The sequence below is a fragment of the Bradyrhizobium sp. CCBAU 53340 genome, from assembly GCF_015291645.1.
Taxonomy (GTDB): Bacteria; Pseudomonadota; Alphaproteobacteria; order Rhizobiales; family Xanthobacteraceae; genus Bradyrhizobium.
This window is the reverse complement of record NZ_CP030055.1, coordinates 1,794,542-1,809,635: the sequence shown is the minus strand read 5'-3', so window position 1 is coordinate 1,809,635 and position 15,094 is coordinate 1,794,542. Positions and strand designations below refer to the sequence as shown.

Here is a 15,094-nt window from a genome sequence, read left to right as displayed (position 1 = left end):
CCGGACGGCGCGCCGCAAAGGGTGGGATTCGGGAACTGCGCCTTCCAAGCAGTTTACGCCTTTGCCTGCAAGGCGGCCACTAGGCCCGGCACAAACTTGTTGACCCAGAACATCTTCTTGCTGCCCTTGACAACCACGACGTCGCCTGCCTTCAGCAGGCCCGCGACTTCACCCGGCTTCAGCGTGGCCGGATCGTCGTGCCAGCCGAGCCCTTTGCCTGATGGCAGCGCGTCATAGAGGTGGCGCATCAGTGGCCCGACGCAATAGATGCCGTCGATGCCGTCGAGATGCGCAGTCAGGGCGGTGTGGTAGCTCGGTGCGTCATCGCCCAGTTCCAGCATGTCGCCGAGCACCGCAATACGGCGGCCGCCGGCCATGTTGCGCGCCTGGAGACTTTGCAGCGCGGCGGCCACGCTCGCCGGATTGCCGTTGAAGCTGTCGTCGATCACGGTGATGCCGCCGACCGCCTGCTCGACGCCCCGGCCGGTCATGATGCCGACGCGGTCGAGCTTGATGGCGAGCGTCGCCACATCGAGATGCGCGGCATGGATCGACGCAAGCGCGGCGAGCGCATTCTGCACCCGGTGCGGCGCGCCCGGTGTCAGGCTGAAGGCGATCTCCTTCTTGCCGATTGCAGCCACGACCTGCCAGCTCTCGCCATGCGGGGCGTGCGCGACCTCGTGCACTCCGGCCTTGTCGCCGAAGCGCACCACCTTGCCCTTCCAGTCCGGCGCCTTGATTCCTGATGGCAGCACCAACACGCCGTCCTCGGGCAGACCGAGCGCGATCGATACTTTCTCGCGCCTGATCGCATCGAGCGAGCCGAGCTTCTCCAGATGCACCGGCTGGACGTTGACGACGAGTGCGACCGTCGGCCGCGTCAATTCGCTGAGCCGCGCGATCTCGCCCGTCTGGTTCATGCCCATCTCGACGACCCAGAGGCTGGCATCGGGCCGGGCGTTGCACAGCGTCAGCGGCACGCCCCAGAAATTGTTGAAGCTCGAGGGGCTCGCATAAGCATTGGGATAGGCGGCCAGGAATTCCTTCGTGCTGGTCTTGCCGGCGCTGCCGGTCAGCCCGATCACCGGCCCGTGGAAGCGTGCGCGCGCAGCGCGTGCGAGGCCCCAGAGGCCGTCGATGAGCGTGTCCTTCACGACGATCTGGGGAATCTTGATGCCCGCGATCTCGTGCGGCACGATCATCGCGACCGCGCCTGAGGCTTCCGCCTTGTCCGCGAACTCCCAGCCGTCGCGCGCGCTGGCGAAGGCCGAGATGAAGCCGCCGCTCGGCGTGCCCGATAGCGCGACGAACAGGCTGCCCGGCTTCACCAGCCGGCTGTCCTGGGTAACGAAGTCGATCGGGGTAGCAGGGAATGATCCGGTCGCGCCCAGCGCGCGCGCCACTTCGGCAACCGTCCATAATGGCCCGCTCATGCGACCCTCGTTGCTAATGCGGCGGCAACCGCCTCGTGATCGCTGAACGGCAGCACCTCGCCGCCGACGATCTGCCCGGTCTCGTGACCCTTGCCGGCGACGAGCAGCGCATCGCCATCTTCCAGCTCCTCGATCGCGGCGCGGATCGCGGCCGCGCGGTCGCCGATTTCGCGCGCGCCCTTGGCGGTGGCGAGGATCGCGGCGCGAATGGCTTCCGGCTTCTCGCTGCGCGGATTGTCGTCGGTGATGATGACGCGATCGGCATTCTCGGCCGCGATCTGCCCCATGATCGGACGCTTGCCGGCGTCGCGATCACCGCCGGCGCCGAACACGACGACAAGCCTGCGCTTCGCGTAAGGCCGCAGCGCCTGCAACGCCTTCGCCAGCGCATCGGGCTTGTGCGCATAGTCGACGAAAACAGGCGCGCCGTTGCGCTCGCCGACACGCTCGAGCCGGCCCTTGGCGCCCTTGAGATGCTCGAGGCTCGCAAACACATTGGCCGCATCGCTGCCGGTGCCGATGGCAAGGCCGGCCGACACCAGCGCGTTCTCGATCTGGAATTGACCGACCAGCGGCAGCCGCACCGCATAATGCTTGCCGCGATGTTCGAGCGTAAGCTTTTGCGAAAAGCCCTCGACCACGGCCTCGACGAGGCGGATGCCCTCGCCGGCCCCATCGCCGTTGCGCCCCACCGTCATCACGCGCAGACCACGCACCTTCGCGGCATCGATCGCCTCCGCCGAGCAATCGTGATCGGCCGAGACTACTGCGGCGCCGCCAGGCAGCACGAGTTCGCGGAACAGCCTGAGCTTTGCCGCGAGATAATGCGCGACGGTCGGATGGTAATCCATGTGGTCGCGCGAGAGATTGGTGAAGCCGCCTGCGGAAACCCGCACGCCATCGAGGCGGTATTGATCGAGGCCATGCGACGATGCCTCGAACGCAAGGTGCGTCACGCCCTCGCGCGCGATCTCATCCATCTGCCGGTGCAGCGCGATCGGATCGGGCGTCGTCAGCGAGCCATAGACGGTACGCTTGGGCGAGACGAGGCCAATCGTGCCGATGCTGGCGGAGACATGGCCGAGCCGCTCCCAGATCTGACGCGTGAACGCGGCAACCGAGGTCTTGCCGCTGGTTCCGGTGACCGCCGCGATGGTCGCGGGCTGCGCCGGGAAGAATCTCGCGGCAGCCAGCGCCAGCGCGCGGCGCGGGTTGGCAACGGTGACGAACGGCACCTTGCAGCCATCAAGCGCGTGATCGCCGACCACGGCCACGGCACCGGCGGCAATCGCGGCATCGATGAAACGCGCGCCGTCGGTCTTGGCTCCGGCGAGCGCAAAGAAGAGATCGCCCGGCTTGACCACGCGGCTGTCGAGCGCAATGCCCGCCGCATCGAGCGCGGCAATAGCGGGCTCGATGGCGGCATCATTGCCTAAGAGGTCACGCAGCTTCATGGTCTTCCAGTTGCCGCGCCGGAAAAGCCGAATCTTGAGGGAAAATCCCCGACTCAGCAGCGGCTACGGCCTACCCGATTGATTACTGGGTTGTCCTGGATGTCGCAAGAATAAGGCGGTCCGCAGGCGGCAGGTCGTAGCGGGGCTCGATGCCGAGCAGCGGCCCGATACGGGTAATGACGTTGCCGGCGGTCGGAACGGCGTTCCAGCCCGAGGTGATGAAGCCGTAGGTTTCCTTCAGCGGCTGCGGTTCGTCCAGCATGATCAGGAGCTGGTATTTCGGTTTGTCCGCCGGCAGGATCGCGGTGAACGCGGTCAGCACCTTCTTCTTGGCATAGCGGCCGTTGACCACCTTTTCGGCGGTGCCGGTCTTGCCGCCGATATAGTAACCGGGAACGTTGGCCTTCTTGGCGGTGCCGATCTCCGCGTTCAGCCGCATCAGGAACCGCATCTTGTCCGAGGTCTCGGGCTTGATCACGCGTTTTGCGATCGCCCGCGCCTCCTCTTCGGTGCGCTTGAGGAAGGTCGGCGGAATCAACAGGCCGCCATTGGCGAGTGCGCTGACGCCCATCACGGCCTGCAGCGGCGCCACGGCCATGCCGTGACCAAAGGAGATGGTGATGGTGTTCAGATCGCCCCAGCGTTTCGGCACGATCGGCGAGGCGCTTTCCGGCAGCTCGGTTCGCAAGCGGTCGAGCTGGCCCATCTTGCGCAGGAAGGCCTTGTGGGCCTCTACGCCCTGCGACAGCGCGATGCGCGCCGCGCCGACGTTGGAGGAAAAGGTGAACACCTCCTTCATGGAGAGGAAGCGCCCCTTCGGCTCGTCGTCGTGGATCGCGAACTTGCCGTAGTGCAGCGGCCCGCGCGCATCCCACATCGAATCGAGGCCGTACTTGCCGCTGTCGAGCGCCATCGCGAGCGTGAAGGCCTTGAAGGTCGAGCCCATCTCGTACACGCCCGTGGTCAGACGATTGATGCGATCGGGATCGTGGGCTTCCTTGGGATTATTCGGGTCGAAATCCGGCACCGACACCATGGCGATGATTTCGCCGGTGTTGACATTGGTGACGAGACCGGAGGCCGCCTTGGTGTGGAACTTTTCCTTGGCCTTCAACAGTTCGTCGCGCAAGGCGTGCTCGACGCGCAGATCGACCGACAATTCGATCGGCTTTTGCAGGCGATCGGTCGCAAAACCGGCACGGTGGAGATCGGCGAGGCCCTGATTGTCGAGCCACTTCTCCATGCCGGCGATGCCCTGGTTGTCGATATTGACGAGACCGATGAGGTGGGCGACCTCGTTGCCGGTCGGATAGACGCGCTTGTTCTCGCGCAGGAAGCCGATGCCGGGAATGCCGAGCTTGTGGATGTCCTGCTGCTGCTTCGCCGTGATCTCGCGCTTCAGCCAGACGAAACCCTTGCGCGTCTTCAGGCGCTCGCGCACCTCGGCTTCGTCGAGGTCGGGCACGGTCGCGGTCAGAAGCTCGATGGCCTCGTCCTTGTCGATGATGCGGCGTGGCTCGCCGAACAGGCTCGCCGCCTTGACGTCGGTCGCAAGGACCTCGCCGTTGCGGTCGATGATGTCGGGCCGCGCAGTCGCGACCACCTCCTGCGCCGCAGCGCGCCGCGCGCTGTGGGCGTCGGCGCCGACCGCGAACATCACGAGCCGGCCCCCGATCAGGGCGTAGATGGTGGCAAAGGCCAGCATGGCCAGGCCAACGCGCGCGCGCGCCTTGGCGGCGCGATCGACGTTGCGCCCGTAAAGCAGGCTGCGGATCAGGCGCTGCCGCCAGGGTTCAGCTGGTCGTCCGGTCGGTTTCGCAGGCGCAGCCGTGGTCATTGCTTGTCCTCGGACTGAGGCACGGAGCCTGTCACGCTATCCGGATCGCTGGCGGCTTCGATGGTGTTGATCATGGACCCGATCGGATCAGGCTCGCCCGGCCTGAACATCCGCGGCGGACGGTCCGGCAGGTTCTTGAGCGAATCATATTGCGTGCCGTTGACTGGCTTGAGCGGCAGATGCCGCTCGACGAGGCCCTGCAGGCGCAGGGGCGCATCGAGCTTGGCCCACTCGGAGCGCAGCTGTGCGATCGCGTCGCGCTGCTCGCGGATCTCGGCGTGCAGTCGCAGCACCTTCTCGACGCGAGCGGTGGACTCCATCTTGATCCGGTAGACATAGGCGGCCGCGAAGACCAGCGCGCCGATGACGAGAAGGTGGATGAAGCGCATGTGCTAACCGCCCCTCATCACGTCGGCGAGTTTTGGCCAGGACGACGGTTCGTCATCGGCATGCGCCGGCGCCGTGGTGCGCTCGGCGGCGCGCAGCTTCGCGGACCGGGCGCGCGGATTGTGCGCAAGCTCAGCCTCGCCGGCGATCACGGGCCGCCGCGTCAGCAACTGGAAGCTCGGCGTCGTTTGCGCCACCTCCGGCAGATGCCGCGAGCCGCCACCGGTCTTGGAGCGCTCGGAGAGGAAATTCTTGACGATGCGGTCTTCCAGCGAGTGAAACGAGACCACGACGAGACGGCCGCCGGGCTTGAGCACCCGCTCGGCCGATGCAAGTGCGGTCTGAAGTTCCTCGAGCTCTTCGTTGACGAAGATGCGCAGGGCCTGGAAGGTCCGTGTCGCCGGATGAATGTCGCCGGGCTTGGAACGCACCACCCGGCCGACCAGATCGGCGAGTGCGCGCGTGGTGGTGAATGGCGTCTCCTGCCGGTCAGCCACGATGGCGCGGGCGATGCGGCGCGAATGCCGCTCCTCGCCAAAGAGGTAGATGATGTCGGCGAGGTCGCTTTCCGAGGCGCGCGCGACGACATCGGCGGCCGTCGGCCCGGACTGCCCCATCCGCATGTCGAGCGGACCGTCGAGGCGGAACGAGAAGCCGCGGCCAGCCTGGTCGAGCTGCATCGAGGACACCCCGACATCCATCACGATGCCGTCGACCGCATCGACGCCTTGTGCGGCGCAGACCTCGGCGAGATTCGAGAAACGATCCTCGACCAGCGTCAGCCGGCCCGAAGCGCTCGCGACCAGCCCGGCGCCGCCGGCGATCGCGGTACGGTCGCGATCAATCGCGATGACGCGGGTTCCCGGCACATCGAGGATGACGCGAGTATAGCCGCCGGCTCCGAAGGTGGCATCGACATAAACGCCGCCCTGGCGCGGCGCGAGATGCTCGATCGCCTCACGGCCAAGCACGGGAATGTGCGGCGCGTCGCTCATGCGTCGCCCCTGCCGGGTGCGCAGGTGAATTTGGGGGCGAAGCAGCCCATCACGCCTCGAATAACTCCGCGTCGCGGCGGTTCCACGACAAAGCCCCAGTCCAGCAAGCACGCCGAACCCGGTCGTCCCAGGCGGCAAACCCGGTGTTCCCAGTGGAATATGTCGGGCAACCATGGGATTTCGAGCCAAAAACGCTTTTGGCCGCCTCCGGACGCGGGTCGGCTCTTCACCTCTCAGTAACGGCGCTTAGCGTTAAGAAAGCGTTGATCGGCTCGTTACATCTCGAAAAGGTCCTCAGGCGGTGATGCGTCATCCACACACTGGGCCGAAAATGCGCGCGTTAACCGACCTGCGCGATTGCGCGGAGCGAAGGGTAAAGGAATAGTAAAGAGAAGGGCTTGGCCCATTCTCGTCCTATCCCGAGTTGTTTATGTCGTCCGGTCCGTCCACGCCGTCTGGTACTGATTCGAAGCGTCAGCGCGTACTCCCGGTTCCCAAGGCCGCGGCGAACATGCGGACGTTCGACCCGGATTCGTCGATCGTCTCCGACGTCATCCCCTCACCCAATCACGGCGAGCGCAACAGGGGGCGGCAGCCCGACATGATCGTGCTGCATTACACCGGCATGCCCGACGTCGAGGGCGCGCTGGCGCGGCTGTGCACGGCCGGCACCGAGGTGTCGGCCCATTATGTGGTGCTGGAGGACGGCCGCATCGTGCAATGCGTGCCCGAGGCCAGGCGCGCCTGGCACGCCGGCGTCTCGTCCTGGGCCGGCGAGGATGACATCAATTCCTGCTCCATCGGGATCGAGATCATCAATCGCGGCCATGATTGGGGCTATCCGGAATATCCGCTGCGCCAGATCGCCGCCGTGATCGCGCTGTGCCGCGGCATCATCCTCCGCCGCAAGATCGCACCGCAACGGGTGCTCGGCCATTCCGACGTCGCGCCCGCGCGCAAGAAGGATCCCGGCGAGAAATTTCCCTGGCATTCCCTGGCCAATTCCGGCGTCGGTCACTGGGTGACGCCGACGCCAATCGTGCGCGGCGAAACCCTGATGCTCGGCACCATCAGCGACGAGGTGCTGAGCCTTCAGCAGGCGCTCGCGCGCTATGGCTATGGCGTGCCGCTATCGGGCAAATACGACGCCTCGACCATGGAAGTCATCACCGCCTTCCAGCGCCACTTCCGTCCCGCGCGCCTCGACGGTGTTGCCGATCACTCGACGCTGTCGACCTTGCAGGCGCTGCTGGCGAGCCTGCCCGCGGATGGGACGACCGTCGGGTCGAAATAATAGCCATCTTGCGAGCGTAGCCTCTTGCTCCGTCATGCCCGGGCTTGTCCCGGGCATCCACGTCTTGATCACGACGCGGAAACACGTGGATGGCCGGGACAAGCCCGGCCATGACGAACTCAATCCATCTCCCTCACCCGCCGCGCATACAGCCGTCGTAACGGCTCCAGCTGCGTCGCCGCGCTCGTCACACGATAAGCCTCGCGCGCGTCATCCTTGCGGCCGAGCCGCCGCAACAGATCGGCGCGCACGGCCGGCAGCAGCTCGTAACCATCGAGGCCGCCACGCGCGGTAATCGCGTCGACGAGATCGAGCGCGCGCGCCGGGCCGTCGACCATCGAGATCGCGGCGGCGTGGTTCAGTTCGATCACCGGCGACGGATTGATGCGCAGGAGCACTTCGTAGAGCCCGGCGATCTGCGGCCAATCAGTCTCCTCGAAGCTTGGTGCGCGGGCATGCAGCGCGGCAATCGCAGCCTGCACCGCATAAGGGTGCGGCCGGCCCGCGAGGCGTAGCGCGTCATCGACGAGCCGCAGGCCTTCCTCGATCTGCGCGCGATTCCAGAGCGAGCGATCCTGCTCTTCCAGCAGGACCACGTCGCCGGCCGCCGTCTCGCGCCCGGCGCGCCGCGCATCGTGCAGCAGCATCAACGCCAGCAGGCCCTTGATCGCCGCGCGATCGGGCATCAGTCCGCCGAGCAGACGGCAGAGCCTGATGGCTTCGGCCGCAAGATCGGGCCGCATCAGGTCCGCGCCCGAGGTCGCGGCATAGCCTTCGGTGAAGACGAGATAGATCACCGTAAGCACACCATCGAGCCGCGGGGCCAGCGCGTCGCGCTCGGGCACCTCGTAGGGAATGCCGGCGAGCCTGATCTTCTGCTTGGCGCGGACGAGACGCTGCGCCATCGCATCCTCACCGACGAGAAAGGCGCGCGCGATCTGCGCGGTGGAGAGGCCGCAGACCGTGCGCAGCGTCAGCGCGACCTGAACCTCGGCTGCGAACGCCGGATGGCAGCAGGTGAAGATCAGCCGCAGCATGTCGTCATCGAGCATCGCCGGCGGCTCGGCCGGCACCTCTGCGTTCAGCTCGAGCTCATGCAGGAGCGCCTGCTGCTTGCCGCGAAAGGCGGCCTGGCGGCGGACACGATCGATCGCCTTGTTGCGCGCGACATTGACCAGCCAGGCGCGCGGATTTTCGGGCAAATCGGCGGCCGACCAGCGCTCCAGTGCGACGGCAAAAGCGTCCTGGAGCGCGTCCTCGGCCAGATCGAAATCGCCGACGAGGCGGATCAGCGTAGCGAGTGCCCGCCCCGCCTCGTCGCGAAATATGCCGCCGATGTCGGCCTGCGAGATCACTTGTTGTCGTAGATCATGACCGGCCGGACTTCGATCGACCCGTCCTTGGCGCCGGGAATCCCCGCTGCCATCCCGATGGCGGCATCAAGATCCTTGGCCTCGACCAGATAGTAGCCGGCGAGTTGCTCACGGGTCTCTGCGAACGGACCATCGGTGGTCATGATCTTGCCGTCACGAACCCGCACGGTGGTCGCGGTCGTGGTCGGCTGAAGCCCGTCGCCGGCCTTGAAGTTGCCGCTCTGGACGATGGACTGCGTATAGGCGCCGTACTCCGCCGACAGCTTCTTGCGCTCGGTCGGGTCCATCTTCATCTTTTCCGCCTCGTTCCCATAGATCAGCAGCAAATATTGCATCGCTCAACTCCTGTTGTTCGGCTGGGTCGCCGACATCCAGTCGAACGGGGCCCGCTCCAAACGACATCTTCAGGATAAATTATTTCAGGCACTGTGTGCGCGGCGATCTTGGCTTGACGAAACCGTCACAAATGCCCATTGCCTTGTCAGTCAGTCGGCCGGACGGCCGCTCCGGCATGTGCCGAAAGGCCGCCGGGGAGGAAAGTCCGGGCTCCCTTGACATGCGGTGCCGGATAACGTCCGGCGGGGGCGACCCCAGGGAAAGTGCCACAGAGAACGAACCGCTCCCTCCTCGGAGGAAGTAAGGGTGAAAAGGTGCGGTAAGAGCGCACCGCGGCTCCGGCAACGGAGCCGGCATGGTAAACCCCACCGGGAGCAAAACCGAATAGGGACGGCTTAAGCGGGCTATTCGCGAAAGCGATAACGCCGCGGGGCGATGTCAGGCCCGCCGTCCGGGTAGGTTGCTCGAGGCCATGTGCAAACATGGCCCCAGAGGAATGGCCGTCACGTATCGCTCGCGCAAGCGGGCGGTGCCCTACAGAACCCGGCTTACAGGCCGGCTGATATCTTGCAACGAGGGGTTCGATGCCAACGCATCGGACCCCTCACCAATTTATTTGGGCCGGGCGCCTACCATTCAAATGCTGTCATTCCGGGGCGTGCGCAGCACGAACCCGGAATCCATTCATCCACCGACTCTGCCGCCTGATGGATTCCGGGTTCTCGCTTCGCGAGCCCCGAAATGACGGCGGAGAAACTAGACGACGATCTCGTTCAGCACGCCCATCAACGCTTCCGGCGCCGTGACGTTCGGCGCGTGGCTGGCGTCGAGCTCGAAATAGCGCCAGCCCTCCTCGCTCTTCGCGCGCCTTGCGAATTGCCCGAACACATCGCCCGGCGGAATGCGCTTGCAATAGATGTAGCTGCGCGGCATCGCCGGCTCGGCGTGCTGAAGCTTCAGCTTCGTCTCGAAGCATTTGATCGGCATGTTGATGCGGCGCGCGTTGAGCCAGTCGAGATCGGCCTGCGGCGTATCTGATGGCGGCGGATTTGGCGGGATACGGTAACCATCGCCGGCGCTTGCGGCCTTGCGCATCGGCTCGCGCCCGCCCTCGTTGAGATCGAACAGCGAATGGCCGTCGCGCGGCACGAAAGCGTCGAGATAGATCAATTGCGTCACGCGCTCACGCGCGCGATCGGCGACGCCGGTGGCGACCATGCCGCCATAGCTGTGGCCGAGCAGCACGATGTCGTCGAGATCCTCGAACTTGATGACGTTGAGAATGTCCTGGATGTGCGTATCGAGATCGACCGCGGGACTGGCGAGATGCGCGCGCTCGCCGAGCCCGGTGTAGGTGGGCGCGACCAGGCGGTGGCCGGCCTGCGCCATCAGCGGATGCATCTTCTTCCAGGCCCATCCACCGGACCACGCGCCATGACAAAGCAGGAAGGTTCTTGCGCGTGTGGCCATCGGCGTTTCCATCGTTCTTGTTTTGATGCGATGGAGTGTAGCGACGACCTGTGCGATGTAAACGCCGCGTGCTGCCTCAGGCCGCGCGCTGTGCCTTCACCAGCACCGGCGCAAGCTCGGCGGCTTCGCGCCGCAGCTTGCTCGCCTCAAATCCATGCATGCCGATCTGCCATTGCAGACCGACGATGGCGCCCTTGGTCGGTTGCAGCAGCGCCAGCGAAGCAAACAGCGTCACCGGCAGCCACACCGCGAGTTGCAGCCAGACCGGCGGCGCATAGGCGGTCTCGATCGCGAGGATCGCCGGAACCACGAGGTGGCCGACCACGACCATCACCAGATAGGCGGGAAAATCGTCGGCGCGCTGGTGGAACAGTTCCTCGCCGCAATGATCGCAAGTGTGGGCCACTTTCAGGAAACGGCCGAACATATGCCCTTCGCCGCAATTCGGGCACTTGCCGCGAAAGCCGCGCCACATCGCCTTTGCCAGGGAGACTGAACCGGTCGTCATGACCACACCTCTTCCGTTTTGCTGATCCATACAATAATATCTTGTATCCATACATTCAAAGATATGGATCTAAATTGCATGGACTGGACCCCTACAATCTCGGAGCTGTCAGGGCCGCGCTACCAGCGCATCGTCGAGGCCATGGAAGCCGACATTGCCGCCGGCCGGCTGGTGCGGGGACAACAATTGCCGACGCAGCGCGCCCTCGCCAAAGCGCTGGGGATCGACCTCACCACGGTGACGCGCGCCTACACCGAGGCGCGGCGCCGCGGCATCATGGAGGCCCGCGTCGGCCAGGGATCGTTCGTGTCGGAGACCAGCGCGCGCCGCGCGGTCGACCTGCCGCATCCTGTTACGATCGACCTCTCGATGAACGTTCCGCCGCATCCGCTCGAGGCGCAGCTCGACGAGCGCATCATCGCCGGCTTTGAGGCCATTCGCGCGCAATCGGGCCTGACCGCGCATCTCAACTACCAGCCGCCCGGCGGCAGCGCACATGAGCGCGAGGTCGCCGCACGATGGATGCGAGCACGCGTTCCGCACGCCCATGCCGACAAGCTCGTGATCTTTCCCGGCGCGCAGACCATCCTGTTCAACCTGCTTGCCTATCTGGCACGGCCCGGCGATATCGTGCTCACGGAAGCCGTCACCTTCCCCGGCATCAAGGCCGCTGCCGCGCAACTCGGCGTCAAGCTCGTCGGCGTCGCCATGGATGACGGCGGCATCTTGCCCGATGCGCTGGCGAAGGCCTGCCGCAGCTACAAGCCGAAGGCCGTCTATCTCATTCCGACGCTGCACAATCCGACCACGGCGACGCTCGCCCCCGAGCGGCGTAGCGCCATCGCCAAGATCGTGCGCGATGCCGATACGATGCTGATCGAAGACGATGCCTACGGGCTGCTCGACCGTTCGGCATCGCCGATCGCAAACCTGATCCCGGAGCGGACGTATCTGGCGACGACGCTGTCGAAATGCATCGCGCCGGCGCTACGCGTCGCCTATTTGCTGGCGCCCGATAGCTATGCGCAGCTTCAGATGCGCAGCCATCTGCAAGCCACCGTGCAGATGCCGGCCCCGCTGATGGTCGCGCTGGTGACGCATTGGCTCGAAAGCGGCATCGCCGACCGCATCATCACCGCGATCCGCAACGAGGCTGTCGGACGCCAGCAATTGGCGCAGCGCGCATTGAAGGGATTTCGGTTCCAGGCGAAGCCCGCTGCGCATCACCTATGGCTGCACTTGCCGGAGGAGCGACCTGATGTCGCGGCGCATCTGCTGCGCAACGGTCTGGCGATCGTTGCCGGCGACGCCTTCGCTGTCGATAGAACACCGCCGCACGCAGCGCGGGTCTCGCTCGGCGCGGCACGCAACAGGTCGGAACTGGCCGAAGCGCTGCGCATCCTGGTCGGCGCGCTGCGCAAGCCCGCCGACGTCAGGCAGATTGTCTAGCAAATTCCTATTGATGCTGACGGCGATGGCGGGGGCGGACGACCGGCGCCCCGCGCGACGGATAGGCCGCATAGGCATCGCTCGACACTGCTGGCTCGCCGCGAGCCGCGCGACCGGCCGGCGTGAGCTGCCCACCGTTCAGCACATCGCGATCGGGATATGCAGCCTGAAAGGCGGCGGGCTCGGAAAACGCCTGCGCCAATGTCGGCATCAGCGACGCTGCCGACAACAGCGTGGCCACAACGGCAATACGCGCGCGGGTCATGATCATCTCCATCATCTCGCGGGGCCGGGCCGATCGAAGCGCTGTATGGCCTGCGGCCGCTGCCAAATTTCCGTACGAACATCATCTAGGCACGCCTTCCCGGAATGCCCGCCATTCGGAATCACGCTTGCGTGCGGTTTTGGAATTGACCTTCGATGCCGCATCTGTGCTATGCGCCATGAGGCGATCACGGCTTCGAGATCGCCGGCAACGACAGGAATTCATCAGTGGAAATGCTCACTTACGCGCTGCTCCTGTTCGGCGCGCTGGCCGGCGGATTTGTCTCGGGGCTGGCCGGATTCGGCACGGCGCTGATGGCGCTCGGCATCTGGCTCTATGTGCTGCCGCCCTCGCTCGCGGTACCTCTGGTGCTGATCTGCTCGGTGATCGCGCAGACCTCGACGCTGCCGTCGATGTGGAAGAGCTTTGACCTGTCGCTGGTGTGGCCGTTCCTGATCGGAGGGCTGATCGGCGTGCCGATCGGCACCAAATTGATCGCTTCCGCTGACCCAAAAGTGTTCAAGCTGAGCGTCGGCGTGCTGATCCTGATCTTCTCGAGCGCGCTGTATCTGAACAAGAAGGCGCTCGCCATCACCTTCGGCGGCCGCATTGCCGACGGCGCCATCGGCTTTGCCGGCGGCATCTTGGGGGGACTCGCCGGATTGTCCGGGCCGCTGCCGATCTTGTGGGCCAACATCCGCGGCTGGAACAAGCACGAGCGGCGCGGCATCTTCCAGCTGTTCAATTTCACGGTGCTTGCGACCGCGCTGGTCCTGCAGACGACATCGGGCCTCGTTGCGTTCAAGGTAGTCTGGCTCGCGATGGTCGCATTCCCAGGCACATTGATCGGTGCTTGGCTAGGCGCGCGCGTTTATCACGCGCTCAGCGACAAGCACTTTGGCGACGTCGTGCTCGGCCTGCTGTTTGTGTCGGGCGCCACGCTGGTCTGGAACAGCGTCGGCGCGCTCTAGTTCGGGGCTCTCTTCGCGGCAAGCGCCATTCCGCCAGCAACCCCGACGCCGAGTACGTAAATCCAGCCCGGCGCAAAATCGAACAGATGGGTGTTGAGCAGCGAGGACAGCATGTTCTGCACCACGACCAGCAGGCCGATCCAGCAGGCCAGCCCCTCGCCGCGGAACATCGCCAGATGCGCAAACCACAGCCCGTAGAGAACCAGCACGCCCACCGCGCCCCATTGCACGGCAACGCTCAGCGTCTGATTGTGCGGATTGCTGACGATCTCACCGCGCAACGGATCAATCTCGGCATCGGCGGCCACGCTCGCGAACAGACCGCGGATCGAGCCCGTGCCGTGACCGATCATCGGCGCATCGGCAATGAACCCCAATGACTTCCGCCAATATTCCAGGCGCGAGCCCATGCCGCTAATCGAGTTGCTGCGGCCCTCCATGCTGCTCTTGTAGTCACCGCCGAACTTCGCGACCGTCGCGCGAAGATGCGGTGAGACCAGCCAGAGCGACACGGCCAGGAGCGCCATCGCGCCGACGGCCGCGAGCGCCGCCCGCCAGCGCAGGTGCAGGAGGGCAAGGACCACGAACAGGATCGGCAGCGTCACCAATGCCGTGCGCGAGACCACGACAAACACCATATTGACGAGGAAGCCGATCGCGATTGCCGCGAGCAACATCGCGATGCGGACACGGCCTTCACGGAACAACGCCACGATCGGATAGATCAACGCGATCGCACAGAGCCCGAACTCCTGGCTCTGGTCGATATAGTTGCGCACCGCGACCCCGCTCTCGACCTTGTAGGGTCCGCGCGACAGATAGAGCTTCAGCGACAGAGCGGGATCGATCGCGACAACGAAGGAGTACAGCATGAGCAATGCGCAGGACGCCAAAAACGCCGAAAACACCCAGTTGCCGTGAGGCCAGCGCTCGAACTGGTAGATCAGGAGCGGGATCACCAGCAGCTTGGCCGGTGGACCGATCGCATGCAGCCTCTCGGGCCACGGGGCGTCCGACCAGAGCGTGCCGAGAAGTGCGAGGACGACCAGCGCGATCGGCAACAGGCAGACCGGTCGCAGCAGCGAACGCGGGAACTCGCGCAAATCGACGAAGGCGAAGGTGATCAGCCAGGGTATCAACGCGAAGGTCACGCCGGTCGTCGTCCACGGCAGCAACAGCGCAACCAGTGCGACGAATCGGGCCGGCGTGCGATAGCGTGCCGCCCAGATCGCGGAGAGCACCGACGCCGGCCTCTGCCCGTTCAACACGTCGCTCATCCGAGTATCCCAGCAGGTTCGCCCCATCCATGATGCGGCAACCTA

At 65.3% G+C, this 15,094-nt stretch carries 14 protein-coding genes and 1 other RNA gene; 4 read left to right on the top strand and 11 right to left on the bottom strand.

The window, feature by feature from the left end:
* Positions 1-53 precede the first annotated feature (53 nt).
* The 5 genes from murF to rsmH form a co-directional block, all read right to left on the bottom strand.
* Positions 54-1,433: a UDP-N-acetylmuramoyl-tripeptide--D-alanyl-D-alanine ligase gene (gene murF, locus XH89_RS08505; RefSeq protein ID WP_194466639.1), complete on the bottom strand. Its 1,380-nt coding sequence runs from the start codon at positions 1,431-1,433 to the stop codon at positions 54-56.
* A complete protein-coding gene (locus XH89_RS08500; protein ID WP_194466638.1) occupies positions 1,430-2,887 on the bottom strand; it encodes a UDP-N-acetylmuramoyl-L-alanyl-D-glutamate--2,6-diaminopimelate ligase in 1,458 nt (485 codons plus the stop codon). The genes murF and XH89_RS08500 overlap by 4 nt, the downstream gene beginning before the upstream one ends.
* Positions 2,888-2,969: 82 nt before the next feature.
* Entirely contained in the window at positions 2,970-4,724 is a 1,755-nt protein-coding gene (locus XH89_RS08495) for a penicillin-binding protein 2 (protein WP_194466637.1), read from the bottom strand.
* Complete coding sequence (locus XH89_RS08490; RefSeq protein WP_194466636.1) at positions 4,721-5,113, bottom strand: hypothetical protein; 393 nt, start codon at positions 5,111-5,113, stop codon at positions 4,721-4,723. Before XH89_RS08490 ends, XH89_RS08495 begins: the two co-directional genes overlap by 4 nt.
* A gap of 3 nt (positions 5,114-5,116) precedes the next feature.
* A complete protein-coding gene (gene rsmH / locus XH89_RS08485; RefSeq protein WP_194466635.1) occupies positions 5,117-6,106 on the bottom strand; it encodes a 16S rRNA (cytosine(1402)-N(4))-methyltransferase RsmH in 990 nt (329 codons plus the stop codon).
* A gap of 511 nt (positions 6,107-6,617) precedes the next feature.
* Between rsmH and XH89_RS08480 the strand changes: the two genes are divergently transcribed.
* Positions 6,618-7,400, top strand: coding sequence for an N-acetylmuramoyl-L-alanine amidase (locus XH89_RS08480; RefSeq protein ID WP_194466634.1), 783 nt, complete (start codon positions 6,618-6,620; stop codon positions 7,398-7,400).
* Between the two features lie 119 nt (positions 7,401-7,519).
* Here the strand turns inward: XH89_RS08480 and XH89_RS08475 are convergent, their stop codons facing one another.
* Complete coding sequence (locus XH89_RS08475; RefSeq protein ID WP_371825203.1) at positions 7,520-8,755, bottom strand: RNA polymerase sigma factor; 1,236 nt, start codon at positions 8,753-8,755, stop codon at positions 7,520-7,522.
* Positions 8,752-9,108: a YciI family protein gene (locus tag XH89_RS08470; protein WP_194466633.1), complete on the bottom strand. Its 357-nt coding sequence runs from the start codon at positions 9,106-9,108 to the stop codon at positions 8,752-8,754. Before XH89_RS08470 ends, XH89_RS08475 begins: the two co-directional genes overlap by 4 nt.
* A gap of 150 nt (positions 9,109-9,258) precedes the next feature.
* On the opposite strand from XH89_RS08470, the gene rnpB reads away from it, so the two are divergent.
* Positions 9,259-9,676: RNase P RNA component class A (rnpB, locus tag XH89_RS08465), an RNA gene on the top strand.
* Positions 9,677-9,865: 189 nt separating this feature from the next.
* On the opposite strand, the gene XH89_RS08460 is transcribed toward rnpB, so the two are convergent.
* Entirely contained in the window at positions 9,866-10,579 is a 714-nt protein-coding gene (locus XH89_RS08460; protein ID WP_194466632.1) for an alpha/beta fold hydrolase, read from the bottom strand.
* A gap of 76 nt (positions 10,580-10,655) precedes the next feature.
* Positions 10,656-11,087, bottom strand: coding sequence for a DUF983 domain-containing protein (locus XH89_RS08455; protein WP_246767763.1), 432 nt, complete (start codon positions 11,085-11,087; stop codon positions 10,656-10,658).
* A 78-nt stretch (positions 11,088-11,165) separates the two neighbouring features.
* On the opposite strand from XH89_RS08455, the gene XH89_RS08450 reads away from it, so the two are divergent.
* On the top strand, positions 11,166-12,536 hold the full coding sequence (locus XH89_RS08450) for a PLP-dependent aminotransferase family protein (RefSeq protein ID WP_194466630.1): 1,371 nt from the start codon (positions 11,166-11,168) through the stop codon (positions 12,534-12,536).
* Between the two features lie 7 nt (positions 12,537-12,543).
* Here XH89_RS08450 and XH89_RS08445 read toward each other — a convergent pair whose 3' ends face one another.
* Positions 12,544-12,801: a hypothetical protein gene (locus tag XH89_RS08445; protein ID WP_194468406.1), complete on the bottom strand. Its 258-nt coding sequence runs from the start codon at positions 12,799-12,801 to the stop codon at positions 12,544-12,546.
* 227 nt (positions 12,802-13,028) lie between these two features.
* Between XH89_RS08445 and XH89_RS08440 the strand changes: the two genes are divergently transcribed.
* A complete protein-coding gene (locus XH89_RS08440) occupies positions 13,029-13,772 on the top strand; it encodes a sulfite exporter TauE/SafE family protein (protein WP_194466629.1) in 744 nt (247 codons plus the stop codon).
* Here XH89_RS08440 and XH89_RS08435 read toward each other — a convergent pair.
* Positions 13,769-15,049, bottom strand: coding sequence for an O-antigen ligase (locus tag XH89_RS08435; protein WP_194466628.1), 1,281 nt, complete (start codon positions 15,047-15,049; stop codon positions 13,769-13,771). The two genes, XH89_RS08440 and XH89_RS08435, sit on opposite strands and share 4 nt — an antisense overlap.
* Positions 15,050-15,094: the final 45 nt, after the last annotated feature.

What these genes read in the sequence shown, in the direction of transcription:
- XH89_RS08480 (WP_194466634.1), top strand. Translation starts at nt 6,618, where the DNA reads ATGCGGACGTTCGACCCGGATTCGTCGATCGTCTCCGACGTCATCCCC.
- XH89_RS08470 (WP_194466633.1), bottom strand. Translation starts at nt 9,108, where the DNA reads ATGCAATATTTGCTGCTGATCTATGGGAACGAGGCGGAAAAGATGAAG.
- XH89_RS08435 (WP_194466628.1), bottom strand. Translation starts at nt 15,049, where the DNA reads ATGAGCGACGTGTTGAACGGGCAGAGGCCGGCGTCGGTGCTCTCCGCG.
- XH89_RS08445 (WP_194468406.1), bottom strand. Translation starts at nt 12,801, where the DNA reads ATGACCCGCGCGCGTATTGCCGTTGTGGCCACGCTGTTGTCGGCAGCG.
- XH89_RS08500 (WP_194466638.1), bottom strand. Translation starts at nt 2,887, where the DNA reads ATGAAGCTGCGTGACCTCTTAGGCAATGATGCCGCCATCGAGCCCGCT.
- XH89_RS08450 (WP_194466630.1), top strand. Translation starts at nt 11,166, where the DNA reads ATGGACTGGACCCCTACAATCTCGGAGCTGTCAGGGCCGCGCTACCAG.
- XH89_RS08460 (WP_194466632.1), bottom strand. Translation starts at nt 10,579, where the DNA reads ATGGCCACACGCGCAAGAACCTTCCTGCTTTGTCATGGCGCGTGGTCC.
- rsmH (WP_194466635.1), bottom strand. Translation starts at nt 6,106, where the DNA reads ATGAGCGACGCGCCGCACATTCCCGTGCTTGGCCGTGAGGCGATCGAG.
- XH89_RS08490 (WP_194466636.1), bottom strand. Translation starts at nt 5,113, where the DNA reads ATGCGCTTCATCCACCTTCTCGTCATCGGCGCGCTGGTCTTCGCGGCC.
- XH89_RS08455 (WP_246767763.1), bottom strand. Translation starts at nt 11,087, where the DNA reads ATGACGACCGGTTCAGTCTCCCTGGCAAAGGCGATGTGGCGCGGCTTT.
- XH89_RS08495 (WP_194466637.1), bottom strand. Translation starts at nt 4,724, where the DNA reads ATGACCACGGCTGCGCCTGCGAAACCGACCGGACGACCAGCTGAACCC.
- murF (WP_194466639.1), bottom strand. Translation starts at nt 1,433, where the DNA reads ATGAGCGGGCCATTATGGACGGTTGCCGAAGTGGCGCGCGCGCTGGGC.